The organism is Kribbella polygonati (assembly GCF_050320105.1).
Lineage (GTDB): Bacteria > Actinomycetota > Actinomycetes > Propionibacteriales > Kribbellaceae > Kribbella.
The window spans coordinates 7,324,033-7,346,008 of sequence record NZ_CP190129.1 but is presented as its reverse complement, the minus strand read 5'-3'; the positions used below and the strand labels follow the sequence as shown (position 1 = coordinate 7,346,008).

Below are 21,976 nucleotides of genomic sequence, written 5' to 3'. Positions count from 1 at the left end.
GCCTACCCTGCCAGGTCAGGAGGTTTCAGGCACTCCTCTGTCCAGACCGTAGAGCGCACTGCCCCAGCCGAGGTCGGGGTAGAGCAGTTGCCAGCCCAACCGTCGGTACAGGCGCGGCGCCGGACCGTCGTCGACGTCCGTGCCGAGCAGCGCCCGGCGGTGCGGGAGGTCGCGCAGCAGCTCGGTCATCAGCGCGGCGCCGAGGCCCTGGCGCTGGGCGTCCGGATGTACGGCGAGTTCGACCACCTCGAAGTGCCCACCGACCCACTCCGCGGCAAGCTCCGCCCCGACCGCCTCCACCACCCGCTCAGGCCACCACTGCCCCCGCTCCCCCGTATACCCGTACGCGAACCCGACGAGCCGACCGTCCTGACGAACCGCGACCAATCGGAAGTCGGCGCGGGCCGCGTGTTTGGGGAGGGTTTCGGTGGTGAAACGGTCGGTGTCCTCCTCGGGGCCGAAGGAGGCGGCGTACAGCGGGCCGAGCTCGTCGGTGATGGCAATAGCTGCAGGTCCGTCGAGAACGTCGATCACCTCGCCTAGCCTAAGGCGCATGGACACCAGGGCGTTCCTGCAGCGGATCGGGATCGACGAGTACGACGGCCCGCCGCGGCTTGAGGGGTTGACGCGGCTGCACGAGGCCTTCGTGGACCAGGTCCCGTACGAAACCGTGCAGTACCAGGTCACGCCGGGCGGTCCGCTCGACCCGGAGGAGGTCGCGAAGCGGATCGTCGCGCGCGAGACCGGCGGGTACTGCTTCCAGCTGAACGGCACGTTCGCGCTACTGCTGACCGAACTCGGCTACCGCGTGCAGCTGCACCGCGGCGGGGTGGAAACGGTCAACCGCCCGAGCGGCATCGACGGCAGCCACCTGGTGCTCACGGTCAGCGGCCTGACCGAGGACCCGGAGCGCGAGTGGCTCGTGGACGCCGGCCTCGGCGACGGCCTGCGCCACCCGATGCCGCTGGAGACGGGCGAGTCCAAGCAGTACCCGTTCACCTTGCGGCTGCGCCCGTCCGAGATCGCCGACGGCTGGCGCCTCGACCACGACCCGCGCGCGAACCTGATCGGCATGGACTTCGAGGCATCCCCGGTGTCCCTCGAGTCCTTCACCGCGAAGCACGCGGAGCTGTCCGCCGACCCCGGCTCACGGTTCGTCCGGGTAGCCTCCGCGTTCCGCCGTACGCCGGAATCCGTGGTCGTACTGCGCTCCATCGGCCTGAGCGAGACGTACGCCGACCGCGTCGACAACCGCCTGCTCGACGACCGCGCCGACTACTTCACCGCCCTCGCGGACGTCTTCCACCTCCCGCTCCCGCACTACACCGCGGCGGATCGCGACGTGCTGTGGCGGCGGGTGTGGTCGCAGTACGAGGACTTCCTGGCGCGGACTACCCCTTCCTGAACAGCACGACGACGGTGTCACCCGCGGCGTACGTCAGCGTCGCGATGTGAACCGGTCCGCCGTCGTCGTTCCACTGGACCGCCGCGAGGCCGCCGGCCACGCCGCCGACGCTGCCGCTGCCGCTGCGGCTGGAGGACGTGCCGGTCCGGCTCAACGAGATGTACCCGCGTGAGTCGGTGAGCTTGAGGGTGCCTTTCGCAACGGTCGCGGTGAACTTGTCCCCGTTGAGGTTGATGACCGCCTTCGCCCGGACCAGCACTTCACAGGTGCCGTCCGTGCACGCCTTGTAGTTCTGCTCGTCCTTCGCCGCCGGAACCACCGGCGTCGGCGTGCTCAAAGACGGCGTGCTCGAAGACGGCGCGGTCGAGGAGGGCGTGGTCGAGGGCGCGGCGGTCGAGGTCCCCGAGCTTGGTGCGCTCGTCGGAGTGGACGTCCCACCCTTGGTCGAGCCGCCGCAGGCGGCGAGTGTGAACAGCAGAACGACTCCGGCAACTCCGAATGCTTTCACCCACCGCAAGTTACCCACCCCGGCAGTCCATCGAGCCACCCATGGCCGGAACCTGTCAGGTGACCAGCGCGAACATGATGCTCGGCAGCACCGAGAGGACCGCGGTGAGCGCGGCGCAGAAGGTGAGCATCGCAACAGCCGGGGTTTCGATGTCGACCGAGAACGGGTCGTCGGCGGGCAGCCGGAACAGTTCCGCGATCCAGCGCAGGTACACGGCCAGGCCGATCATCACGTTGATCGCCATCACGATCGCCAGCCAGCCGAGGTGCGCGTCGATCACCGCCTGGAACGCGGCGAACTTCGTGAACAGCCCCGCAAGACCCGGCGGCAACCCGGCAAGCACCACCAGGAAGAAGATCAGCGCCGCCGCGAGCCCCGGCTCCGACCGAACCATCCCGCGGTAGTCGGTGAGCAGCCCGCCGGCCCGGTGCCGCTGCACCACGGCCACTGCTCCGAAGGCGCCGAGCGTCACCACGACGTACGCCGCCAGGTAGCCGACGACGGCCCGCGCGTCACCGACCGCGAGCGGTGCGAGCAGGAAACCGACCTGGCCGATCGACGACCAGGCGAGCAGCCGGACCGCCTCGACCTGGCGCAGGGCCGCGAGGTTCCCGACCGTCATCGTGACCGCGGCCAGGATCGCGACCACGGTCCGCAGTTCCGAACCGGCCGGTGCGATCCCGGACGTCACGATCACCAGCAGCCCGGCGACTCCGGCCGACTTCGACACCACAGCGAGGAACGTCGTGACCTCGACCGGCGCCCCGACGTACGTGTCCGGAAGCCACGCGTGGAACGGTACGGCCCCGATCTTGAACGCGAACCCGACGATCACGAACAGCCCCGCCGCGAAGGCGACCCGGGCGAGGTTCGGGTCGAGCCCGCTCAGCCGGTTCGCGATCGTGGTCAGGTACAGCGAGCCGGTCACGCCGTACAGGTAGGAGACGCCGAACAGCATCACCGCCGTCGACAGCACCGAGACCAGGAACGCCTTCAGCGCGCCCTCGGACCCGCGCCGGTCGCGGCGCAGCCCGACCATCGCGAACGTCGGCAGCGACACCACCTCGAGCGCGATCACGAGCGTCGCGAGGTCCCGCGCGCCTGCGAGCACGGTCGCGCCGGTCAGTGCGCTCAGCAGCAGGAAGTGGTACTCCCCGATCGGCACGTCCTTGGCGAGCAGCCGGTACGTCGACAACCCGGCAACGCCGAGCCCGCCGATCAGCAGCACCGCCCACAACCCGGCCGTCAACGGCTCGAACACCAGGCTGCACTCGGCCGGCCCTTCGACCGCCGGCCGGCAGAACGCGGGCTTGAAGTCGCCGTGCTGCGCCCAGACGAACACGAGCCCGAACAGGATCACCACGCTGGTCAGCACCGTGACGACGAGGTGCCGCAGCTCGGCCGGCGCGCTCTTCCAGAAGCTGTCGACGAGCAGTACGGCGATCGCCCCGATCGCCAGCACCAGCGGCACGGCGACAGCCTGCCAGTCGGTCCACGTCAGCGTCATAGGACGATCCACTCGTTGAGCAGCGTGAACGGCCAGAGGCCCAGCGCCATCGTGAGTACAGCGAGTGGCGCGAAGGTGGCGAACTCGATCCGGCTGAGGTCGACGGCGAACGGCGCCGCCGGGTACTCGGCCGGGTCGCCCTGGCAGAGGTTCCGGATCAGCCGGAGGAAGTACGCGGCGGTCAGTACGGCGCCCAGCCCGGCGATCACCATCAGCACCAGGAACGTTGCCCGCGGCAACTCGTCGGCCGGGTGGTACGCGCCGAGCAGGACCAGCATCTCGCCCCAGAACCCGGCCAGCCCCGGCAGCCCGAGGGACGCCAGGCACGCGTACGTGAGCAGCCCGCCGATCCGCGGCAGCCGGGCGTACAGCGCGCGGCCGATCGCCCGCAGGTCGCCGGTGTCGTGCCGGTCCTTGATCGCCCCGGCCAGGAAGAACAGCAGCCCGGTGATGACGCCGTGCGCGATGTTCGCATACAGCGCGCCGTTCAGCCCCTCCGGCGACATCGTCGCGATGCCGAGGCCGATGAAGCCCATGTGCCCGACGCTGGAGTACGCGATCAGCCGCTTCACGTCGGTCTGCGCCAGGCAGGCCAGCGATCCGGCGACGATCGCGACCACCGAGAAGCCGGCCAGGTACGGCGCGATCGTGGCGGTCGCGCCGGGCAGGATCGGCAGCAGGATCCGGATCATGCCGTAGCTGCCGAGCTTCAGCAGGACGCCGGCCAGCAGCACCGAGCCGACCGTCGGCGCCTTCGCGTGCGCGTCCGGCAGCCAGATGTGCAGCGGCCAGAGCGGCAGCTTCACCGCGAGCCCGAGCGCGATCAGGACCGCCGCGGCGAGCGGGATCCCGTGCCCGCCGCGCAGCGGGTGCTCGCCGAGGAACGCCACGTCGAACGTCCCGGTCTGCCGGTGGACCAGCAGGAACCCGAGCAGCATCAGCGCGGAGCCGAGCACGGTCATCAGGATGAACGTGTTCGCCGCCCGGCGCCGCCCGGCCCGGTCGTGGTGGTCGCCCCAGATGTCGATCACGAGCCACATCGGGATCAGCACGATCTCGAAGAACACGAAGAACAGCACCAGGTCGGCGGCCGCGAAGGTGCCGATCACGCCGGTCTCGATCAGCAGCAGGAGCGCGATCAGCGAGCGCATCCGGCCGATCTTCGGGGTGATCTTCAGCGAGTACAGGCTGCTGAGCAGGACGAGCAGCGCGGTGAGCGTGATGAGCGGCATCGAGATGCCGTCGACCGCCATGTGGAACCGGACGTCGAGCTGCGGGATCCAGGACACGTCGGTCTGGGCGTACGGCAACAACTTGCCGGGCAAGTTCCGCGGCGGGGATTCAAAGCCCACGAAGGTCGAGGTCACGGTGCACGGACAGTGCGGACGTCTCATGTCCCACCACAGGACCACCGAACCGACCAGCACCAGCCCCGACACCACCGACCCGACGATCGCCGCCACCCGTTCACCGATCAGCACCGGCAGCGCCCACAGCACTCCACCGGTCACCGCCGGAACGGCCACCAGCGCGATCAGCAACCACTGGCTCACGACCCGATCACCCCCGCCAGGATCGCGAGCGCGACCACCCCGATCACCGCCGCCGTCAGGTACGTCTGCACGTTCCCCGTCTGCAACTTCCGGAACCCGGCCGACGCGAGCACACCCGCCCGCCCGGTCGCCCGTACGTACGCCCCGATCACGTCCTGGTCCCCGCCGACCGTCAGCCGGGCCAGCCACCGCACCGGCACGACGACCAACCGCTGGTACGCCGGATCCACGCCGTACTCACGTTCCAGCAGCACCGGCCGCGGGTCCGCCCCGCGCCGCCACAGCGAGTACGCCGGCAGCGCGCCGAGCACCGCGAGCACGGTCGTGATTCCCGCGATCGCCCAGTTCACGTGGACACCGTCGGCGTACCCGAGGCCGATGGCACCGAGCGTCAGCAGGACCATCGGGGCGAGCATCAGCCACGACCCCTCGTGCAGTTTGCGCACGTCCGGCTCGTCCAGGTCCGCCATCGCGTCGTCGTCCTCGAACGCACCGATCGCGCCGACGACGGCCGGCGTACGGAAGAACACCCACAACCACAGGCGCACGCAGTAGAACGCGGTCATCATCGCGGTCACGCACACCGACACGAGCACGATCCAGCCCACGACCGAACCGTCCCGAGCCGTCTCCCAGGCCGCCTCGACCACGGAGTCCTTGGAGAAGAACCCGGCCAGTCCCGGTACGCCGGCCAGCGCCGCCAGCCCTATCGTCATCGTCACGAACGTCACCGGCAGCCGCTTCCGCAGCGCGCCGCGCCGCGAGTACTTCCGCAGTACGACGAACGCCGCGCTGCCGACCTGATGCAGCAGCACGCCCGCGCAGAGGAACAGCAGGCCCTTGAACGCCGCGTGCGTCAACAGGTGGAAGAGCGCCGCGTGCCGCCCGTCGCGGGAGCCGAGAGCGAGCCCGGAGAACATGATCGCGAGCTGGCTGACCGTCGACCAGGCGAGCACCCGCTTCACCTCGACGGCCGCCATCGCGCAGGACGCCGCGAACAGCATCGTCACGCAGGCGACCACGGCCAGCACCGTCAACGTGGTCTCGGCCTCGACGAACAGGTCGAACAGCCGCGCGATCAGGAAGACGCCCGCGGCAACCATCGTGGCCGCGTGGATCAGCGCGCTGACCGGGCTCGGGCCGGGCATCGCGTCCGGGAGCCAGGTCTGCAGCGGGACCTGCGCCGACTTGCCGACCACGCCGACGAGCAGCAGCAGTGTCCCGATCGTCAGCGTGTGCGGCGCGATCGGGCTGTGACCGAGCTCGGAGATCCGGAACGTGTGGTACCCGACGCCGAGCACGAAGATCCCGAACAGGAAGCCGACGTCGGCGAACCTGGTCATCAGGAACGCCTTCATCGCGCCGGCGCGGGCGTCCCGCCGCTCCCAGTAGTGGCCGATCAGCAGGTACGAGCAGGCGCCCATCACCTCCCAGCCGATCAGCAGCAGGAACAGGTTGTCCGACACGACCACGGTCACCATCGCCGCCGTGAAGAGCGTGACGAGCGCCGTGTACGACGCGACCCGCTCGCGGACGTACCCGATCGAGTACACCTGCACGCACGCCGACACCACCCCGACCACGGCCAGCATCAGCACGGTCAGCCCGTCGGTGCGGAACTCGTACGAGAACCAGAAGTCCTCGCCGATCATCGCGCCGCCGGCCGTGGTGTGCTGCGGCGTCACGCCGTACAGCAGGGCCGAGGCCAGGACGACGAGGAGCGAGAAGCCGACGCCGACGACCCGCCAGGCGGTGCCGATCACGACGCCTCCTCCAGGTCCCGGGCGGCGTCCGCGTCGACGTGGCCGTGCCCGCGGAACAGCAGCAGGACGATCGCCAGCCCGAGGCCGATCTCGGCCGCTGCCAGCGTGATCACGAAGACCGCGAGCGTCTGCCCGGTCGCCTCGGTCACCCGCCAGGCGTCGAACGCGACCAGGTTCAGGTTGACGGCGTTCAGCATCAGCTCGAACGACATCAGCAGCGTGATCACGTTCCGGCGGGCGAGGACGCCGTACACGCCGACGCAGAACAGCACCACTGCCAGCAGCAGCGGGAGGACCAACGGCATGTCAGTCCTCCTTCTTCCGCTGGGAGAGGGCGATCGCGCCGATCAGCGCGGCGAGCAGCAGAACGGACAGCACTTCGAACGGGAGGACCCAGTGCTTGAACACCTGGGTCCCGACCGCGGTCGCCGAGCCGTCGGCCACCGGCTTGACCTTCTCGTTGCCGAAGGCAAGGACGACGCCGGTGCCGAGGAGCACCGCGAGGACACCGGCGACCACGGCCGCGAACGGGCTGCGGCCGGTGGTCAGCTCGGGCAGCGGGTTCGTCGGGGCCTTGGTCAGCATCAGCGCGAACAGCACGAGTACGACGATCGCGCCGACGTACACGAGGATCTGGACCAGCGCGACGAACTCCGCGTGCAGGGCGCCGAAGCAGCCGGCCACGGCACCGAGCGCGACCACCAGCCAGAGCGCGGCGTGCACGATCCGGCGGGACGTGACGACCAGCACGGCGGCGACGACCGCCACCACACCGGCGACGGAGAACAGAACCGTTGTCACTCGGCGTCCCCTGCGTCATCGGGGTCCTCGGCGGTCGGGCCGGGGTCGATGGGTTGCGGGGCCGGGACGGTCCACATCCAGTCGCGGAGCCGGTCCTTCTCGTGGGTCAGGTTGCGGATGTCGGTCTCGGCGTACTCGAACTCCGGCGACCAGAACAGCGCGTCGAACGGGCAGGCCTCGATGCAGATCCCGCAGTACATGCAGAGGCTGAAGTCGATCGCGAAGCGGTCCAGCACGTTCCGGCTGCGCTCGCGGGCCTGCTCACCGACCGACGGCGCGGTCTCGGTGTGCGAGTCGATGTAGATGCACCAGCTCGGGCACTCGCGGGCGCACAGCATGCAGGAGGTGCAGTTCTCCTCCATCAGCGCGATCACGCCCCGGCTGCGCGGCGGCAGCTCCGGCTGGACGTCCGGATACTGCTCGGTGACCGACCGCCGGGCCAGCGTCCGCGCAGTGACCTTCAACCCCTCGACCAGCCCCTTGCCAGGCAGCCCCACACTCCACCTCCCGTCGGTTAACAGGACACTAGCGTCCCATGCTCCGTAGCAGGAACGCCCGTTCGGCCTGGTTGGTGTTGTGCGTGAGCGCGGTCTCGTACGCCGCCTGCGCCTCCGCCGTGCGGCCCAGCCGGGTCAGCAGGTCGGCGCGGATGGCGTGGAAGAGGTAGTAGGTGTCGAGGGAGAGGTCGTCGACCAGGGCGAGCGCGGCGGCGGGACCGTCCACCTCGGCCACCACGACAGCCCGGTTGAGGGCGACGACCGGGGTCGGATCGAGCGCCAGGAGGTGGTCGTAGAGCTGGAGGATCTGTGGCCAGTCGGTCGCGCCGGCGGTGGCGGCGTCGGCGTGTACGGCGTTGATCGCGGCCTGGAGCTGATACGGACCGGGGTGGTTGCGGCGGAGGCAGCGCCGTACCAGCTCGTGCCCTTCGGTGATGAGCGCCTGGTCCCAGACGGCGCGATCCTGGTCGCGGAGGCGGATCAGCGAGCCGTCGGGCGCGACCCGCGCGGGGCGGCGGGAGTGCTGGAGGAGCATCAGCGCGAGCAGGCCGACCGCCTCGGGTTCGTCCGGCATCAGGTCGACGATCAGCCGGCCGAGCCGGATCGCCTCGACCGCGAGCTCGTCGCGGACCAGGGTCTCGCCGGACGAGGCGGCGTACCCCTCGTTGAAGATCAGGTACACGACCGCCAGTACGCCGCGGACGCGGTCGGGCAGGTCGGCCTCGTACGGCACCCGGTACGGGATGCCCGCGACCTTGATCTTCGCCTTCGCGCGGACCAGGCGCTGCGCCATCGTCGCTTCCGGGACCAGGAAGGCGCGGGCGATCTCCGTCGTACTCAGCCCGCCCAGCATCCGCAGCGTGAGCGCGACCCGGACGTTCAGCGCGAGGGCGGGGTGGCAGCAGGTGAAGATGAGCCGCAAGCGGTCGTCCTGCACGGCACCCTCCTCCACCGGCTCGGCCTCGGCGTGCAGCAGCGCCGCCTGGGCGTGTTTGTCCGCCCGCGCCGACTCACGGCGCAGGCGGTCGATCGCACGGTTCCGCGCGGTCGTGATGATCCAGCCGGCCGGACTCGGCGGTACGCCGGCCTCCGGCCACTTCTCCAGCGCCGCCGCGAACGCGTCCTGGACGGCGTCCTCGGCGATCTCCAGGTCGCCGAACACGCGCGTCAGTACGGCGACCGCGCGCCCGTGCTCGGCCCGGAAGATCGCTGCGAGGTCCGGTGTCACGACTGCGACGGCCGGACCTCTACCGGAAGACCGAGCACGGTGGTGAGGCGGCGTCCCCAGTGCAGCGCGGCGTCGAGGTCCTCGACGCGGATCACGATGAAGCCGCCGAGGTGTTCCTTGCCCTCGGTGAACGGGCCGTCGGTGACCAGGACCTCGTCGCCCTTCGCCCGGAGCACGGTGGCCGTCTCGGGCGGGTGCATGCCGGCGTCGAACACCCAGACCCCGGCCTTCCTGAGGTCGGTGTTCAGGACCTCGAGGTCGCGCATGATCGGGTCGAGGATCTCGGGCGCGGGCGGCGGGCCGTCGGGCTGGTAGATGCTGAGCACGTACTGATTCATGGTGTCCTCCTTCTCGTCACCTACACGAACGGCCTCACCCTGGATCGACAGGCAGCACCACAGTAATTTCCAGACCACCTCCGGCGCGCGGTGCGGCGTTCACCGTGCCGCCGTGTGCCTCCGCCACCGACCGTACGATCGACAACCCGAGCCCGGCCCCCTTCCCACCGACGAGCCGCTCTGCCCCGAGCCGGTAGAACGGCTTGAACAGGCTCTCCACCTCGTACGGCGGAATCTCCGGCCCGGTGTTCGTGACCACGACCTGCACCTCGTCCCCGACGCGCTTGCTGACCACGCGCACCCAACGCCCGGACCGCCAGGCCATCACATTCGCCGTCTCGCCGGGCTGCCCCGCCTGCGCGCTCGCATGCTCGTCGATTGTGATGGCCTGGCGGTCCGTGTTGTGGCGGATGCCGTTCTCGACCAGGTTGTGGACCAGGCGTTCCAGCAGCAGGGCGTCGCCCTTGGCCGGGGCGTCGCCGGGGCCGCGGATGAGCTCGACGCCGGCCGCGGCGGCCTCGCTCGACAGCTGGCCCGCGACGTGCGTGACGACATCGCTCAGGTTCAGCGGATAGGTAGCCGTCAGCTGCTTCTCGGAGTCCGCGAGAATCAGCAGCCCCTCGATCAGCTGCTCGTGCCGGGCGTTGATCGTCAGCAGACTCTCGCCCAGTTCCTTCACGTCCGCGGACGCCGTACGCCGGTGCATCGCGACCTCGACGAGCGCGCGGCCGAGCGTCAACGGCGTACGCAGCTCGTGGGACGCGTTCGCGACGAACCGGCGCTGACCGTCGAACGAATGGTCCAGCCGCTCGACCATCGTGTCGAACGCGTCCGCCAGGTTCTTCACCTCGTCGTCGGGCCCGTTCAGCCCGATCCGCTCGTGCAACGCGGCGGGCGACGCCGCGATCCGCCGGGCCGTATCGGTCACCCGATGCAACGGCGCCAGCACCCGCCCCGCGACCAGCCAGCCGAACCCGGCGGCCAGCGCGCCGACAGCCACGAGCGCGATGCTCCCCTGCGTCAGCATCGACTTGATCGCGGCCTGCCGGACCTGCTCGCGCTGCTGCTGCATCACCCGCTCGGCGTCGGAGCCGGTGAGCACAGCACCGTCCTTGTTCATCACGTACACGTCGTTCACCGGGGGCGGCGGGGCGGTCCGGCCGGACTCCGGGCTCAGGTACGTCCCCTTCATCACGACCCGGTACTGCTGGCCGAGGTTCGCGCTGAACAGGGCATAGGTGACGCCGAGCAGCAGTACGCCGGCGACCAGGAACAGGCCGCCGTACAGCAGGGTCAGGCGACCTCGTAGGGAGAGCCTCCTCAGCGGATGCGGTAGCCGACGCCGGTGACGGTCTCGACCAGTCCCGGCTCGCCCAGTTTCCGGCGCAGCTTCAGGATCGTCAGTCGTACCGCCCCCGTGAACGGGTCCACGTGCTCGTCCCATGCCTTCTCCAGTAGTTGTTCGGCCGACACCGTCGCGCCGTCGGCCCGCAGCAGCTCCGCGAGTACGGCGAACTCCTTCTTCGACAACGGCACGTACCGGCCGTCGCGGAACACCTCGTGCCGCGCCGGGTCCAGCGCGACCCCGGCACGGCGCAGTACGGGCGGGTCGGCCGGGCGGCTGCGGCGGCCGAGCGCGAGTACCCGGGCCGCCAGCTCGGCGAACGCGAACGGCTTCGTCAGGTAGTCGTCCGCCCCGAGCCCGAGGCCCTCCACCCGGTCCGTCACCGCGGCCGCCGCGGTCAGCATCAGCACCCGGGTGGCCGAGCCGGACGCCACCAGTTGCCGGCACACCTCGTCGCCGTGCACCACCGGGAGGTCGCGGTCCAGGACGAGTACGTCGTACCCGTTCACGGACAGCCGCTCCAGGGCGGCGCCGCCGTCAGCGGCCACGTCGACGGCGTGCGAGTCGTCGCGCAACCACTCCGCGATCGCTGCCGCCAGCAACGGTTCGTCCTCGACCACCAGTACCCGCACGCACCCCATGGTGCCCGACGGCGCCGTTTCCCCCGTGTTTCCGTCCTCGGAAACGGTCCGGAAACGACGGTCCGAGCAGGGTTTCCCGGAAACGAGAGGAGCAGCGATGCGCAACACCATTCTGGCCGTGTCCGTACTGGCGGCCGGCCTGATCCTGACCGGTTGCGGAGCCGACAAACCCGACGCCCAGGTCGCGTCCGGCGGGGAACCGCAGTCCGCCGCGGCGAGCAGTGCGCCGGCGAGCCTCAGCCAGGACGAGATGGCGGTCAAGTTCACCCAATGCCTGCGGGAACACGGCCTGAACGTGCCGGACCCGGAGCCCGGCAAGGGACCGATGCTGAAGTTCGACAAGAACTCGGGGGTCACCCAGGAGCAGGTCCAGAAGGCGATGGAGGCGTGCCGGCAGTACGACCCGCAGGCTTCCGGGAGTGCCAATCCGCAGCAGCAGGAGAACGGCCGGAAGTACGCGGAGTGCATGCGGAAGAACGGTGTCGAGAAGTTCCCGGACCCGAAGCCGGACCAGCGCGGGATCATGATCGGCCCGGGCGTCGCGGACGACCCGGACTTCAAGAAGGCACAGGACGCGTGCCAGAGCATCCTGGCGGCGCGCTGATGCGAAAGGCGATCACCGCCGTCGTAGTACTCGCGGCCGGCGGCGCCGCAAGCGTCTTCTTGGTGAACCGGGGCGACGCCGGGCAGGCCGCGAGCCAGGCAGCGCAGCCGCTCCCGGTCAACACCACCAAGGTCACGCAGCAGACGCTGAAGGACACCGAGACGCAGAACGGCACGCTCGGGTTCGGCACCACGTCCGCGGCGGTCAATCGGGTCGCCGGCACCGTCACCGCCGTACCGGACAGCGGGCAGGAGCTGCGGCGCGGGAACACCGTCTACAGCATCGACAACAAGCCGACGACGTTGCTGTACGGCGCGTTGCCGGCGTACCGGAGGCTCGCGGTCGGGACCGAGGGGACCGATGTCGTGCAGCTCGAGCAGAACCTGCGGGCGATGGGGTACACCGGATTCACCGTCGACGACTCGTACACGGACGGTACGGCGACCGCGGTGAAGGCGTGGCAGGACGACCTCGGGCTCGACGAGACGGGCGTGGTCGAGCTGGGCAGTGTGCTGTTCGCGCCCGGGCACATCCGGGTGGACAGCGTGCCGGCGCAGGAAGGTTCGCCGCTCGGGCCGAACCAGCCGGTGCTCAACTTCACCGGGACGACGCGCGCGGTCACCGTGCAGCTGGACGCGGCGGATCAGCGGCTCGCGGTGATGGGCGCGGCGGTGTCGGTCGCGTTGCCGAACGGGGAAAACGTTGCCGGGAGGATCCAGAAGGTCTCCACGGTGGTGATTCCGGCCGAGAGTCCGGACAAGGACCCGGAGACGAAGGTCCAGGTGATCGTTGGGATCGCCAATCAGAAGGCGGTGGCGGCGTGGACGTCCGCGGCCACCGACGTCACGTTCACCGCGTCGGAACGCACGAACGTGCTGACGGTGCCGGTCGCGGCGCTGGTCGCGCTCCGCGAGGGCGGGTTCGGGGTGGAGGTCACGGACGGTACGACGTCGCGGTACGTGCCGGTGAAGACCGGGCTGTTCGCGAGCGGGCAGGTCGAGATCAGCGGCGCCGGGATCACCGCCGGGACGACGGTAGGGATGCCGAAATGATCGAGCTGCGGGACGTGACGAAGGTGTACGCGGGCGGGGTGCGGGCGCTCGGCGGGGTCAGCCTGCGGATCGAACCCGGCGAGCTGGTCGCGATCGTCGGGCCGTCGGGCTCCGGGAAGTCGACGATGCTGAACGTGCTCGGGACCCTCGACCGGCCGACGTCCGGGACGGTCCGGATCGACCGGTACGACGTGGCGCGGCTGTCCGACGCGGGGTTGTCGGCGTTGCGGGCGAGCCGGATCGGGTTCGTGTTCCAGCAGTTCCACCTCGCGGCCGGCGTACGGGCGATCGACAACGTCGCGGACGGGTTGCTGTACTCCGGTCTGCGCCTGTCGGCGCGTCGTCAGCATGCGGCGGCCGCGCTGGAGCGGGTCGGCCTCGGCCATCGGCTGCGCCACGAGCCGCACGAGCTGTCCGGCGGCGAGCGTCAACGCGTCGCGGTAGCCCGAGCGGTCGTCGGCGAACCCGCCGTACTCCTCGCCGACGAACCCACCGGAGCCCTCGACTCCGCCTCCGGCGCCGGCGTCATGCAACTCCTCCGCGACCTCAACACCACCGGCACCACCGTCATAGTCATCACCCACGACCGCGACATAGCCGCCACCTTCCCCCACCAACTCCACCTGCGAGACGGCCACCTATCCGAGGAGCACCACCCATGACCGACGAGCTCCCTCACCACAACCAGCCGCCGCTCCCCACCTCAAGCACCCCGCCGCCCACTCCAGACGGCAGCACCCCACCCCTCACCATGCCCGCAAGCACCACACCACCCACCCCACGCGAGAACCCACCGCCACCCACGCCAGCGGATCATCCACCAACGAGCGCAACACACACCCACACCCCACCAACCAGCCCAGACAGCAGCACCCCACCACCCACTAGGCCCGCAGGCACACCACCACGCACTCCACCAACGAGCGCACTAGGCGCTCGCACCCCGCCGCCCGCGCCCGGCGCGGACACCTCACCACCCACCCCGCACGGGGACGGGTCGGCGGCCTCTCGTGCTATGCGCAGTGGCCGGCTGCCGCGCGCCAACAGCGCGACGCGGAGCGGCGAGCTGCGGCCTGCCGGCCTTGGGTTGTGGGATGTGGTGCGGGTGGGGGCGGTGGGGTTGCGGACCCGACCTACGCGGGCGTTGCTGTCGGCGTTGGGGATTGCGATCGGGATCGCGGCGATGGTTGCCGTCGTAGGGATCTCGTCGTCCTCGCGGGCGCAGCTCGACGGGCAACTGGATGCGTTGGGGACCAATCTGCTGACTGTCACGCCGGGAACGCGCCTGACCGGCGGCCAGGCGCAGTTGCCGTTGACCGCGGAGGGAATGGTCGCGCGGATCGCCCCGGTGCGGGCCGAGTCGGCGATCGGCAAGGTGGACGACGCCTCCGTGTACCGGACCAACAAGATCCCGGACGTGGAAACGAACGGGATCATCGCGTACGCCGCCCGCCCCAACCTGCTCGACACCATCGGCGCCACAGTCCGCAGCGGGAAATGGCTGGACACCGCGACCGGCAACTTTCCGGCCACCGTTCTCGGCGCGACCGCCGCGGACCGGCTCGGCATCACCAAGGCCGGCCCGGACACCCAGGTACTGATCGGCAACACCTGGTTCACCGTGCTCGGCATCCTCGAACCGGCCGCGCTCGCCCCGGAACTCGACAGCGCCGCGCTGATGGGCTGGCCCGCGGCCGGCCGGAAGCTGTCCTTCGACGGCCACCCGACCACGATCTACACCCGCTCGGACGACGTCCAGGTCCAGGCGGTCCGATCGGTGCTCGGGGCAACGGCCAACCCGGAGGCCCCGAACGAGGTCGAGGTCTCCCGCCCGTCCGACGCGCTCGCCGCGAAGCAGGCCGCCGGGCAGGCGTTCACCGGCCTGCTGCTCGGCCTCGGCGCCGTCGCGCTGCTGGTCGGCGGGGTCGGCGTCGCGAACATCATGGTGATCTCGGTCCTCGAACGCCGCGCCGAGATCGGCCTCCGCCGTTCCCTCGGCGCCACCCGCGCCCAGATCCGTACCCAGTTCCTCACCGAATCGCTCCTGCTGTCCGCACTGGGCGGCCTCGGCGGCGCACTCCTCGGATCAGCCGTCACCGCCGCGTACGCGTCGTACCAGAACTGGCGCACCGTCATCCCGCTCTGGGCCCTCGCCGGCGGCGTCGTCGCCACCCTGGTGATCGGCGCACTGGCGGGCCTGTACCCGGCCGTCCGCGCCTCGCGGCTGTCCCCGACCGAGGCACTCGCGACGCCTTAGCGGACCCCAGACACTCACCAACCGCCGCGCCTCACCGACGGCCAGGCTCAGCCGACCGCCCAGGGCCGGTCGACAACGCGGTTGGTGAGTGCTGCAGGTCCGCGCTCAGAACAGCACGACGCCGACACCGGTCAGCGCCAGCTGCGCCAACGCGACGGGGACCAGGCCCTGCCAGGCGAGCTTCTGCAGCTGGTCGGCGCGCATCCGGGGGAACGACACCCGGACCCAGATCACCACGACCGAGACCAGCGCGACCTTCACGATCGTCCAGATCCACCCGATCGACTCCGGCCCGGGACCGCTCCAGCCGCCGAGGAACAGCACCGTGGTGAGGGCCGCGAGTACGACGATCCCGGCGTACTCGGCGAGCAGGAACATCGCGAACCGGAGCCCGGTGTACTCCGTGTACGGCCCGAAGATCACCTCGGAGTCCGCGACCGGCATGTCGAACGGCGGCCGCTGCAACTCGGCCAGCCCGGCGATGAAGAACACCACCATGCCGGGCAGCTGCCACAGCAACCACCACGGGTTCCAGGCGTGCGCGATCGAGGTCAGGCTCAGCGACCCGGCCGCGACCGCGACGCTCGCCGCCGACAGTACGAACGGCAGCTCGTAGCTCATCAGCTGCGCCGCCACCCGGAGCCCGCCGAGCAGGCTGTACTTGTTCCCGCTCCCCCAGCCCGCCATCAGCGAACCCAGTACGCCGATGCTCATCACCGCGAGGACGAAGAACAGCCCGGAGTCGAGGTCCGCGCCGACGATCCCCGGCGCCAGCGGAATCGCGGCCAGCGCGGCCAGGTACGGCAGGATCGCGACGATCGGCGCCCACTCGAACACCCGCTTGTCCGCGGCGGCCGGGACCACGCTCTCCTTCTGGACGAACTTCACCCCGTCCGCGACCAGCTGCGCCCAGCCGTGGAACCCGCCGGCGTACATCGGGCCGAGCCGTGACTGCATGTGCGCCATCACCTTGTGCTCGGCCTGCCCGACCAGCAAGGGCGCCACCAGGAAGGCGACCAGAACGCCCACCACTCGCACCACGAACTCCAGCATGACGCTCAGCCTAGTGGTTGTGGCTTGACCTCAACCAACGTTCAGGTCCGAGGGTTGGGGTCATGAGAACAATCCTTGTCACCGGAGCCACCGGCCGCGTCGGCCGGCACGTCGTCGACGGACTGCGCGCGGCCGACGCCTCCGTCCGCGCCCTCGTCCGTACGCCGGAACGCGCCGCCCTCCCGTCCGACGTCGAGCTGGTCCAGGGCGACATCACCGACCCGGCCGCCGTACGACGGGCCGCCGACGGTGCGGACGCGGCGTTCCTGCTCTGGCCGTCGTTCAGCGCCGACGGCGCCGCCGCGGTGATCGCCGAACTCCCGCGGCGGGTCGTGTACCTGTCGTCGCTCAACGCCGAGTCCGGCGGCGTCTGGGGTGACGTCGAACAGCTGCTGCGGGCCACGGACCGGGACTGGACGTTCGTCCGCCCGAGCGGGTTCGCCGTCAACGCGCAGAACTGGGCGGACGACTTCCGCACCGCCGACGTGGTCCGTGTCCCGTCGCCCGAGGCGGCGCGCTCGATGATCCACGAGCGCGACATCGCCGCGGTCGCCGTACTCGCGCTGCTCGGCGACCAGCACATCGGCCGGGCGTACGAGATCACCGGCCCCGAGGCGGTGTCCCAGGCCGAGCAGATCCGCACCATCGCGCGGACCGTCGGCAAGCCGATGCGGATCGAGGCGCTCGACGACGCCGCGGCCCGGCAGGCGATGCTCGACCTCGGCGCCGACCCGATCCTCGCGGAAAGCTCGGTCAACTACTGGGCCTCACTCGTCGACAACCCCGAACCGGTCACCACCACCGTCGCCGAACTGACCGGCCGGCCGGCCCGCACGTTCGCCGAATGGGCCGCGGACCACGCCGCCGAGTTCCGCGTACCAACGACGGCCGAGGTCGCCCGCCAGTACACCGCCGCCCTGTCCGCCGGCCGCCTCACCGAAGCGCTCGCCCTCACCGCCCCCGACATGGTCCGCGTCGCACCCCTCGAAACCGACGGCGAAGAAGTCGAGCTCAAAGGCACCGACGCCATCCTCGCCCACGCCCACCAACAGTCCGCCGCCATCGACCACGACACCATCGAAGTCCTCGGGCCCCTCATCACCGACAACCACTTCGCCGTCCGCTTCACCTTCCCCCACACCACCAAACTCTCCCTCTGCACAGTCGAATCCGGCCGCATAGTCCGCGAAGAGGTCTTCTACTACACGCCGCCACGCGCTTGATATCATCGGATATCGAATGAAGGAGGCGCTCATGAGTGACGTGCTGATTCGCGACGTACCCGACGACGTACTCGCCGTGATCGACCAGCGAGCGGCCATTCAAGGCTTGTCCAGAAATGAATATCTGCGTCGGCAGCTCAGCCAGGAAGCCGCCCGCTTCCAGGCCACCGTCACCTTCGCGGACCTCCAAAGATTATCGGACCTGGCTCGCGATCCGGAGGATCCTGAGGTCTTGGGCAAGGCCTCGCAGTGACACCGACCCTCGACAAGCGGCGCTGGCTCATCGACAAGTCGGCTCTGGTACGCCTGACCAGGGCCCCGGACTGGGAGGACTGGGCAAACCGGATCAACCGCGGGCTCGTACACGTCAGCACCGTGACCTTGCTCGAGGTCGGCATCTCAGCTCGATCAGGTGAGGAGCACCGCTCGGTCCTGCAGCAACCGCCCGTTGCTGCGATGCCGGTCGAGAACGTTACGCCCGCAGCCGAGCGTCGCGCTGTCGTCGTGCAGTCGCACCTCGCGTCGACAGGGCAGCATCTGGCGCCATCGGCGGAGGACCTGTTGATCGCGGCCACTGCCGAGCTCTCCGGCCTCGTCCTTCTGCACCTCGACAAGGACTTCGAGCTGATCGCCAACCTGACCGGTCAGCCGACGGAGCGGTTGAGTCAGAGCGGGAGCTGAACCCAGCCGCCTACGTCGTGGCGGCCGGAGGTTAGGGCGGCGGTGCGGGCGCCGTGGTTGGCGGCGTGGATGGTGCCGATCAGGATGCGGGTGGGGTCGGGGAGGGACTGGGCGAGGAGGGCGCTCAGGTGGCGGCCGTAGCCGTGGCCGCGGTGGGTGGGGGCGAGGACCAGTTCGCGGACCACGTACGCGGGCAGGCCGAGGGCGTCGTCGGGCTTGATGATCGCGGCGGCGTACCCGGCCCACTCGTCGTTCACGGTGACGTCGTACAGCAGGCCGTCGTCGGCGGATTCCTGCAGGTCTTCGAGGTCCTGGAGGGTCGCCTCGTCCGCGTGGTGCGAGTGTTCGGCGTCGACCGCGGCGTACGCGCGGCGGGCGTCGTCGTAGTGGTCGACGGTCTTCGCCGGGCGGAGCGCGAGGCCTTCCGGTACGTCGTACGGCCGCAGCTCGCTGATCGGTGCGCCGAGGAACCGCCGGTCGGGGGTGGTGCCGTCGATGCCGGGTTCGGCGGTCCAGAGGCGGACGTAGAGCGGGTTGTGGACGCCGTAGTACTCGCGGGCCGCGGCGGCGAGCGCGGGGAGGTCGGACGGCTCCGGGGCGCGGGTCATCGGGGTGGCGTCGACGAACGGCCTCGCCAGGTTCATGTTCTCGAAGCGCATGCTGAGCATCACGTGGAGGTCGTTGCCGACGGCAACCCAGCGGTTGAGCATCGACTCGGCCGGTTTACCCGGGGCCAGGCGCTGAGCCCGCGCGGCGGCGATGTCGAGGTCCTCGGCCAGCAGGATGTCCAGCGCCGCATGCTCCTCGGCGAGAATCGCCAGTCGGCGCGCGTCGTCCACCCACCCCCGCGTGAGCGGATGCTGCCGCTCCAACGTCCACCCAGCCAGCTCATCAGCAGTAGGAATCACAACCGCCCACCCTACGACTCCCCGTCACGCCCCTCCGCAGACCCGTCCGGCGGGGGGATGGAGGGCGCCTGCCCGGTGGTCCCCCCATCGGATGCAGGTGGCGCGGCCTCGTCCCCCGCGCCCGCCGGAGGCGCGGCGTCCGCGGGTGCGGAGGCGGGAAGCGCGGCGTCCGCGGGTGCGGAGGCGGGAGGCGCGGCGTCCGCCGGTGCGGAGGCGGGAGGCGCGGCGTCCGCCGGTGCGGAGGCGGGAGGCGCGGCGTCCGCGGGTGCGGAGGCGGGCGGTGGGGAGGTGGGGGGCGCCGCGTCGGCAGGCGTACGCGCAGGGGGCGCGGACGCGGGTGGCGTGGGGGCCGCAGCCTCGGGCGGGATGGGGGCCGCAGCCTCGGGTCGGGCGGGGGCCGCAGCCTCGGGTCGGGCGGGGGCCGCAGCCTCGGGTCGGGTGGAGGCCACGGCCTCGGGTGGCGTGGGGGCGGTAGCTGGCTGGGTTTGGCGGCGGGGGCGGCGTTCGCCGGGGGTGGCGGTGCGGCGGGGGCGGGCGGGGGTGGCGGCGGCTTCGGCGGGGGCTAGGGGGTCGGGGGTTGGGGAGCCGGGTGGGCGGGGGCCCCAGGTTTCGGGGTCGGGGACGCCGGGGGGGAGGGTTCGGCGGCGGCTGGGGGCGCCGGCTGGGGCGTGGTCGGATTCGCCGGGTTCCTTGGCGCCGGGCCAGGGTTTGGCGACGCGGGAGGCCAGGACGAACTCCTTGCGGAGCGGGTGGCCCTCGAACTCGTCGGGGAGCAGCAGTGTGGTCAGGTTCGGATGCCCGGTGAAGTCGATCCCGAACATCTCGTGCGTCTCCCGCTCGTGCCAGTTCGCCCCGGCGTACACCTCGGTCAGCGTCGCCAGTACGGCGTTGTCGCGCGGCACCAGCGTCCGCACCAGCACGTGGTCGACGTGCGCCCCGCCCCAGAAGTCCGCGAGGTGCGACACCACCCGGAACCCGTCCTTGAGCTCGTCCGACGCACTCAGGAAGTCGAAGAACGTGAACCCCACCGCGTCCCGCAGTACCTCGTGCGCAGCGACCCACGCCGAGGCCGGTACGTCGACCGCGACCGGCCCGAAGGTACTCGCGGACGTCGCGGCGATCCCGGCGCCGGTCAGCGCCTCGACAACGTCGGACGTCAAGGCTGCACCAGGCCCCGCGTCAGGGCGGCCGCCGACGGCTCCTCGTACCGGCTCGCGACCGTCTCGCCGGCGATCTTCTCCTGCAGTTTGAGGATGCCCTGCAGCAGCGCCTCCGGCCGCGGCGGGCAGCCGGGCACGTACACGTCCACCGGGATGATCTGGTCGACGCCCTTGGTCACGCAGTACGAGTCCCAGTACGGGCCGCCGGAGTTCGAGCAGGAGCCGAAGCTGATCACGTACTTCGGCTCGGGCATCTGGTCGTACAGCCGCTTGATCGCGGGCGCCATCTTGTCCGTGACCGTGCCGGACACCACCATCAGGTCGGCCTGCCGCGGCCCGGGCGCGAACGGGATCACGCCGAGCCGGATGAAGTCGTGCCGGCCCATCGACGCGGCGATGAACTCGATCGCGCAGCAGGCGAGGCCGAAGTTGAACACCCAGAGCGAGTACTTCCGGCCCCAGTTCAGCAGGTACCGCACGGGCTCCGGCGCGAGTCGCGCCAGCGCACCCACGGCCGGCCGTACGGTCGGCATCCCCAGCTCGGTCTCGGCCATGGAGTCAGCCTAGTCCGACAATCTCCTCCGCGAGGATCTCCGGGTACTCCAGTGGCGCGTAGTGCCCCACACCGTCGACCGGCCGGACCCGGACGTCGCTGTAGAAGTCGTCCACCCGGTCCGACCAGGCACGCGGGAACAGCGGGTCGAACTCCGGCCAGAGCACCACGGTCGGTACGGCGATCCGGTCGTACGACGGCGGCGCTGTCTCGGCCGCGGACACCGCGACCGCGCCGGCACCCGCCCGGTACCAGTTGATCGACGCGGTAAAGGCGCCCGGCGCCGAGTAGACCTCGACGAGGTGCTCGAGCTCCGGCTCGAAGCCCGGCCCGGACCAGTGCGTCCAGAAGTGCCTGAGGTACGCGCGGACCGCGTCCGGCTGCCCGTCGATCAGCTCCTCGACCATCGGCAGCCGGTGGAACGCCTGGTACCAGAACTCGGTCTGCGCCTGCTCGGAGAACACCCGCTTCCCGATGCCCGGCAGCGGCGGCGCGATCACCAGCCCCTCGACCGACTCCGGACTGGTCCGCGCGATCTGCTGGGCGATCCGGCTGCCGATGTCGTACCCGGCGAGCACCGGCCGGTCGAGCCCGAGCTCGGCGACCAGCGCGAGGACGCTCCTTGCCTGCGCGGCGGCGCCGTACTGCAGGGGATCCGGGTCGGAGCGGTCCGACGCACCGAACCCGCGTAGGTCGGGCACCACCACCTCGCATCCCCGCTCCACGAGCATCGGCGCGAGCAGCCGGTAGTCGGTGCGGTCCCCGGGCCAGCCGTGCAGCAGCACGACGGCCGGTCCTTCGCCGTACCGGTCGTAGGCCAGTCTGAATCCGTCCACCGCGGCGCTGAGCTGCATGCCATTCATTGTTGACCATCGCCAGGCCGGGTCCTACCGTCGTTT

The 21,976-nt window shown here is 70.7% G+C and carries 24 protein-coding genes and 1 pseudogene; 8 read left to right on the top strand and 17 right to left on the bottom strand.

Annotated features, from left to right (window positions below; genetic code table 11):
* Nucleotides 1–15: 15 nt before the first annotated feature.
* Nucleotides 16–534, bottom strand: a complete 519-nt coding sequence (locus tag ACQHIV_RS35120; RefSeq protein ID WP_427888602.1) for an N-acetyltransferase family protein — start codon at nucleotides 532–534, stop codon at nucleotides 16–18.
* Nucleotides 535–553: 19 nt separating this feature from the next.
* Here ACQHIV_RS35120 and ACQHIV_RS35115 point away from each other — a divergent pair, with 19 nt between their 5' ends.
* Nucleotides 554–1,405 carry an arylamine N-acetyltransferase family protein gene (locus tag ACQHIV_RS35115; RefSeq protein WP_427888601.1) on the top strand — a complete coding sequence of 284 codons (852 nt, stop codon included), beginning with the start codon at nucleotides 554–556 and terminating at the stop codon, nucleotides 1,403–1,405.
* Here the strand turns inward: ACQHIV_RS35115 and ACQHIV_RS35110 are convergent.
* The 11 genes and pseudogenes from ACQHIV_RS35110 to ACQHIV_RS35060 all read right to left on the bottom strand — a co-directional run bounded on the left by ACQHIV_RS35110 (nucleotide 1,392) and on the right by ACQHIV_RS35060 (nucleotide 11,577).
* Complete coding sequence (locus tag ACQHIV_RS35110; protein ID WP_427888600.1) at nucleotides 1,392–1,742, bottom strand: hypothetical protein; 351 nt, start codon at nucleotides 1,740–1,742, stop codon at nucleotides 1,392–1,394. The two genes, ACQHIV_RS35115 and ACQHIV_RS35110, sit on opposite strands and share 14 nt — an antisense overlap.
* A gap of 226 nt (nucleotides 1,743–1,968) precedes the next feature.
* A complete protein-coding gene (locus ACQHIV_RS35105; protein ID WP_427888598.1) occupies nucleotides 1,969–3,420 on the bottom strand; it encodes an NADH-quinone oxidoreductase subunit N in 1,452 nt (483 codons plus the stop codon).
* Entirely contained in the window at nucleotides 3,417–4,973 is a 1,557-nt protein-coding gene (locus ACQHIV_RS35100) for a complex I subunit 4 family protein (RefSeq protein WP_427888595.1), read from the bottom strand. The genes ACQHIV_RS35105 and ACQHIV_RS35100 overlap by 4 nt, the downstream gene beginning before the upstream one ends.
* Entirely contained in the window at nucleotides 4,970–6,736 is a 1,767-nt protein-coding gene (locus ACQHIV_RS35095; RefSeq protein WP_427888593.1) for an NADH-quinone oxidoreductase subunit L, read from the bottom strand. The genes ACQHIV_RS35100 and ACQHIV_RS35095 overlap by 4 nt, the downstream gene beginning before the upstream one ends.
* The gene (gene nuoK / locus ACQHIV_RS35090) at nucleotides 6,733–7,041 is read right to left on the bottom strand and encodes an NADH-quinone oxidoreductase subunit NuoK (RefSeq protein WP_427888591.1); all 309 of its coding nucleotides are present in this window, start codon (nucleotides 7,039–7,041) and stop codon (nucleotides 6,733–6,735) included. Before nuoK ends, ACQHIV_RS35095 begins: the two co-directional genes overlap by 4 nt.
* Before the next feature lies 1 nt (nucleotide 7,042).
* Entirely contained in the window at nucleotides 7,043–7,537 is a 495-nt protein-coding gene (locus ACQHIV_RS35085; protein ID WP_427888589.1) for an NADH-quinone oxidoreductase subunit J family protein, read from the bottom strand.
* Nucleotides 7,538–7,683: 146 nt separating this feature from the next.
* A pseudogene (locus ACQHIV_RS35080) lies at nucleotides 7,684–7,899 on the bottom strand (4Fe-4S binding protein); the annotation flags it as partial.
* A gap of 163 nt (nucleotides 7,900–8,062) precedes the next feature.
* Nucleotides 8,063–9,262 (bottom strand): RNA polymerase sigma factor, encoded by a 1,200-nt coding sequence (locus ACQHIV_RS35075; RefSeq protein ID WP_427888587.1) that lies wholly within the window; start codon nucleotides 9,260–9,262, stop codon nucleotides 8,063–8,065.
* Nucleotides 9,259–9,600 carry a YciI family protein gene (locus ACQHIV_RS35070; RefSeq protein WP_427888586.1) on the bottom strand — a complete coding sequence of 114 codons (342 nt, stop codon included), beginning with the start codon at nucleotides 9,598–9,600 and terminating at the stop codon, nucleotides 9,259–9,261. Before ACQHIV_RS35070 ends, ACQHIV_RS35075 begins: the two co-directional genes overlap by 4 nt.
* 34 nt (nucleotides 9,601–9,634) lie before the next feature.
* A complete protein-coding gene (locus tag ACQHIV_RS35065) occupies nucleotides 9,635–10,792 on the bottom strand; it encodes a sensor histidine kinase (RefSeq protein WP_427888584.1) in 1,158 nt (385 codons plus the stop codon).
* Nucleotides 10,793–10,920: 128 nt separating this feature from the next.
* Nucleotides 10,921–11,577 carry a response regulator transcription factor gene (locus tag ACQHIV_RS35060; RefSeq protein ID WP_427888582.1) on the bottom strand — a complete coding sequence of 219 codons (657 nt, stop codon included), beginning with the start codon at nucleotides 11,575–11,577 and terminating at the stop codon, nucleotides 10,921–10,923.
* A 106-nt stretch (nucleotides 11,578–11,683) separates the two neighbouring features.
* Here ACQHIV_RS35060 and ACQHIV_RS35055 point away from each other — a divergent pair, with 106 nt between their 5' ends.
* The 4 genes from ACQHIV_RS35055 to ACQHIV_RS35040 all read left to right on the top strand — a co-directional run bounded on the left by ACQHIV_RS35055 (nucleotide 11,684) and on the right by ACQHIV_RS35040 (nucleotide 15,499).
* The gene (locus ACQHIV_RS35055) at nucleotides 11,684–12,190 is read left to right on the top strand and encodes a hypothetical protein (RefSeq protein WP_427888580.1); all 507 of its coding nucleotides are present in this window, start codon (nucleotides 11,684–11,686) and stop codon (nucleotides 12,188–12,190) included.
* Nucleotides 12,163–13,242, top strand: coding sequence for a peptidoglycan-binding protein (locus ACQHIV_RS35050; RefSeq protein ID WP_427888579.1), 1,080 nt, complete (start codon nucleotides 12,163–12,165; stop codon nucleotides 13,240–13,242). Before ACQHIV_RS35055 ends, ACQHIV_RS35050 begins: the two co-directional genes overlap by 28 nt.
* Nucleotides 13,239–13,904 (top strand): ABC transporter ATP-binding protein, encoded by a 666-nt coding sequence (locus ACQHIV_RS35045; RefSeq protein WP_427888577.1) that lies wholly within the window; start codon nucleotides 13,239–13,241, stop codon nucleotides 13,902–13,904. Before ACQHIV_RS35050 ends, ACQHIV_RS35045 begins: the two co-directional genes overlap by 4 nt.
* Before the next feature lie 353 nt (nucleotides 13,905–14,257).
* Nucleotides 14,258–15,499: an ABC transporter permease gene (locus ACQHIV_RS35040; RefSeq protein WP_427888575.1), complete on the top strand. Its 1,242-nt coding sequence runs from the start codon at nucleotides 14,258–14,260 to the stop codon at nucleotides 15,497–15,499.
* A 105-nt stretch (nucleotides 15,500–15,604) separates the two neighbouring features.
* Here the strand turns inward: ACQHIV_RS35040 and ACQHIV_RS35035 are convergent, their stop codons facing one another.
* Nucleotides 15,605–16,552 (bottom strand): complex I subunit 1/NuoH family protein, encoded by a 948-nt coding sequence (locus tag ACQHIV_RS35035; RefSeq protein WP_427888573.1) that lies wholly within the window; start codon nucleotides 16,550–16,552, stop codon nucleotides 15,605–15,607.
* A 62-nt stretch (nucleotides 16,553–16,614) separates the two neighbouring features.
* Here ACQHIV_RS35035 and ACQHIV_RS35030 point away from each other — a divergent pair, with 62 nt between their 5' ends.
* Genes ACQHIV_RS35030 through ACQHIV_RS35020 form a run of 3 tightly spaced genes read left to right on the top strand, consistent with a single transcriptional unit; the run spans nucleotide 16,615 to nucleotide 18,456 of the window.
* Nucleotides 16,615–17,775: an NAD(P)H-binding protein gene (locus ACQHIV_RS35030; protein ID WP_427888571.1), complete on the top strand. Its 1,161-nt coding sequence runs from the start codon at nucleotides 16,615–16,617 to the stop codon at nucleotides 17,773–17,775.
* Between the two features lie 31 nt (nucleotides 17,776–17,806).
* Nucleotides 17,807–18,028 carry a FitA-like ribbon-helix-helix domain-containing protein gene (locus tag ACQHIV_RS35025; protein WP_427888569.1) on the top strand — a complete coding sequence of 74 codons (222 nt, stop codon included), beginning with the start codon at nucleotides 17,807–17,809 and terminating at the stop codon, nucleotides 18,026–18,028.
* Complete coding sequence (locus tag ACQHIV_RS35020; RefSeq protein WP_427888567.1) at nucleotides 18,025–18,456, top strand: PIN domain nuclease; 432 nt, start codon at nucleotides 18,025–18,027, stop codon at nucleotides 18,454–18,456. Before ACQHIV_RS35025 ends, ACQHIV_RS35020 begins: the two co-directional genes overlap by 4 nt.
* On the opposite strand, the gene ACQHIV_RS35015 is transcribed toward ACQHIV_RS35020, so the two are convergent.
* From ACQHIV_RS35015 to ACQHIV_RS35000, 4 genes are read right to left on the bottom strand one after another with little or no spacing between them, the layout of a single operon-like run.
* Nucleotides 18,441–19,364, bottom strand: a complete 924-nt coding sequence (locus ACQHIV_RS35015; RefSeq protein ID WP_427888565.1) for a GNAT family N-acetyltransferase — start codon at nucleotides 19,362–19,364, stop codon at nucleotides 18,441–18,443. The genes ACQHIV_RS35020 and ACQHIV_RS35015 overlap by 16 nt on opposite strands.
* A gap of 11 nt (nucleotides 19,365–19,375) precedes the next feature.
* Nucleotides 19,376–20,524: an NADH-quinone oxidoreductase subunit C gene (locus tag ACQHIV_RS35010; protein ID WP_427888563.1), complete on the bottom strand. Its 1,149-nt coding sequence runs from the start codon at nucleotides 20,522–20,524 to the stop codon at nucleotides 19,376–19,378.
* The gene (locus tag ACQHIV_RS35005; RefSeq protein WP_380195431.1) at nucleotides 20,521–21,078 is read right to left on the bottom strand and encodes an NADH-quinone oxidoreductase subunit B; all 558 of its coding nucleotides are present in this window, start codon (nucleotides 21,076–21,078) and stop codon (nucleotides 20,521–20,523) included. The genes ACQHIV_RS35010 and ACQHIV_RS35005 overlap by 4 nt, the downstream gene beginning before the upstream one ends.
* A gap of 4 nt (nucleotides 21,079–21,082) precedes the next feature.
* Nucleotides 21,083–21,931, bottom strand: a complete 849-nt coding sequence (locus ACQHIV_RS35000) for an alpha/beta fold hydrolase (protein ID WP_427888560.1) — start codon at nucleotides 21,929–21,931, stop codon at nucleotides 21,083–21,085.
* Nucleotides 21,932–21,976 lie beyond the last annotated feature (45 nt).

Excerpts from the sequence above, each read along its gene's own strand:
- ACQHIV_RS35115 (WP_427888601.1), top strand. The coding sequence starts at position 554 with ATGGACACCAGGGCGTTCCTGCAGCGGATCGGGATCGACGAGTACGAC.
- ACQHIV_RS35045 (WP_427888577.1), top strand. The coding sequence starts at position 13,239 with ATGATCGAGCTGCGGGACGTGACGAAGGTGTACGCGGGCGGGGTGCGG.
- ACQHIV_RS35070 (WP_427888586.1), bottom strand. The coding sequence starts at position 9,600 with ATGAATCAGTACGTGCTCAGCATCTACCAGCCCGACGGCCCGCCGCCC.
- ACQHIV_RS35000 (WP_427888560.1), bottom strand. The coding sequence starts at position 21,931 with ATGCAGCTCAGCGCCGCGGTGGACGGATTCAGACTGGCCTACGACCGG.
- ACQHIV_RS35065 (WP_427888584.1), bottom strand. The coding sequence starts at position 10,792 with ATGAAGGGGACGTACCTGAGCCCGGAGTCCGGCCGGACCGCCCCGCCG.
- ACQHIV_RS35025 (WP_427888569.1), top strand. The coding sequence starts at position 17,807 with ATGAGTGACGTGCTGATTCGCGACGTACCCGACGACGTACTCGCCGTG.
- ACQHIV_RS35030 (WP_427888571.1), top strand. The coding sequence starts at position 16,615 with ATGAGAACAATCCTTGTCACCGGAGCCACCGGCCGCGTCGGCCGGCAC.
- nuoK (WP_427888591.1), bottom strand. The coding sequence starts at position 7,041 with ATGCCGTTGGTCCTCCCGCTGCTGCTGGCAGTGGTGCTGTTCTGCGTC.
- ACQHIV_RS35005 (WP_380195431.1), bottom strand. The coding sequence starts at position 21,078 with ATGGCCGAGACCGAGCTGGGGATGCCGACCGTACGGCCGGCCGTGGGT.
- ACQHIV_RS35040 (WP_427888575.1), top strand. The coding sequence starts at position 14,258 with ATGCGCAGTGGCCGGCTGCCGCGCGCCAACAGCGCGACGCGGAGCGGC.
- ACQHIV_RS35035 (WP_427888573.1), bottom strand. The coding sequence starts at position 16,552 with ATGCTGGAGTTCGTGGTGCGAGTGGTGGGCGTTCTGGTCGCCTTCCTG.
- ACQHIV_RS35105 (WP_427888598.1), bottom strand. The coding sequence starts at position 3,420 with ATGACGCTGACGTGGACCGACTGGCAGGCTGTCGCCGTGCCGCTGGTG.
- ACQHIV_RS35055 (WP_427888580.1), top strand. The coding sequence starts at position 11,684 with ATGCGCAACACCATTCTGGCCGTGTCCGTACTGGCGGCCGGCCTGATC.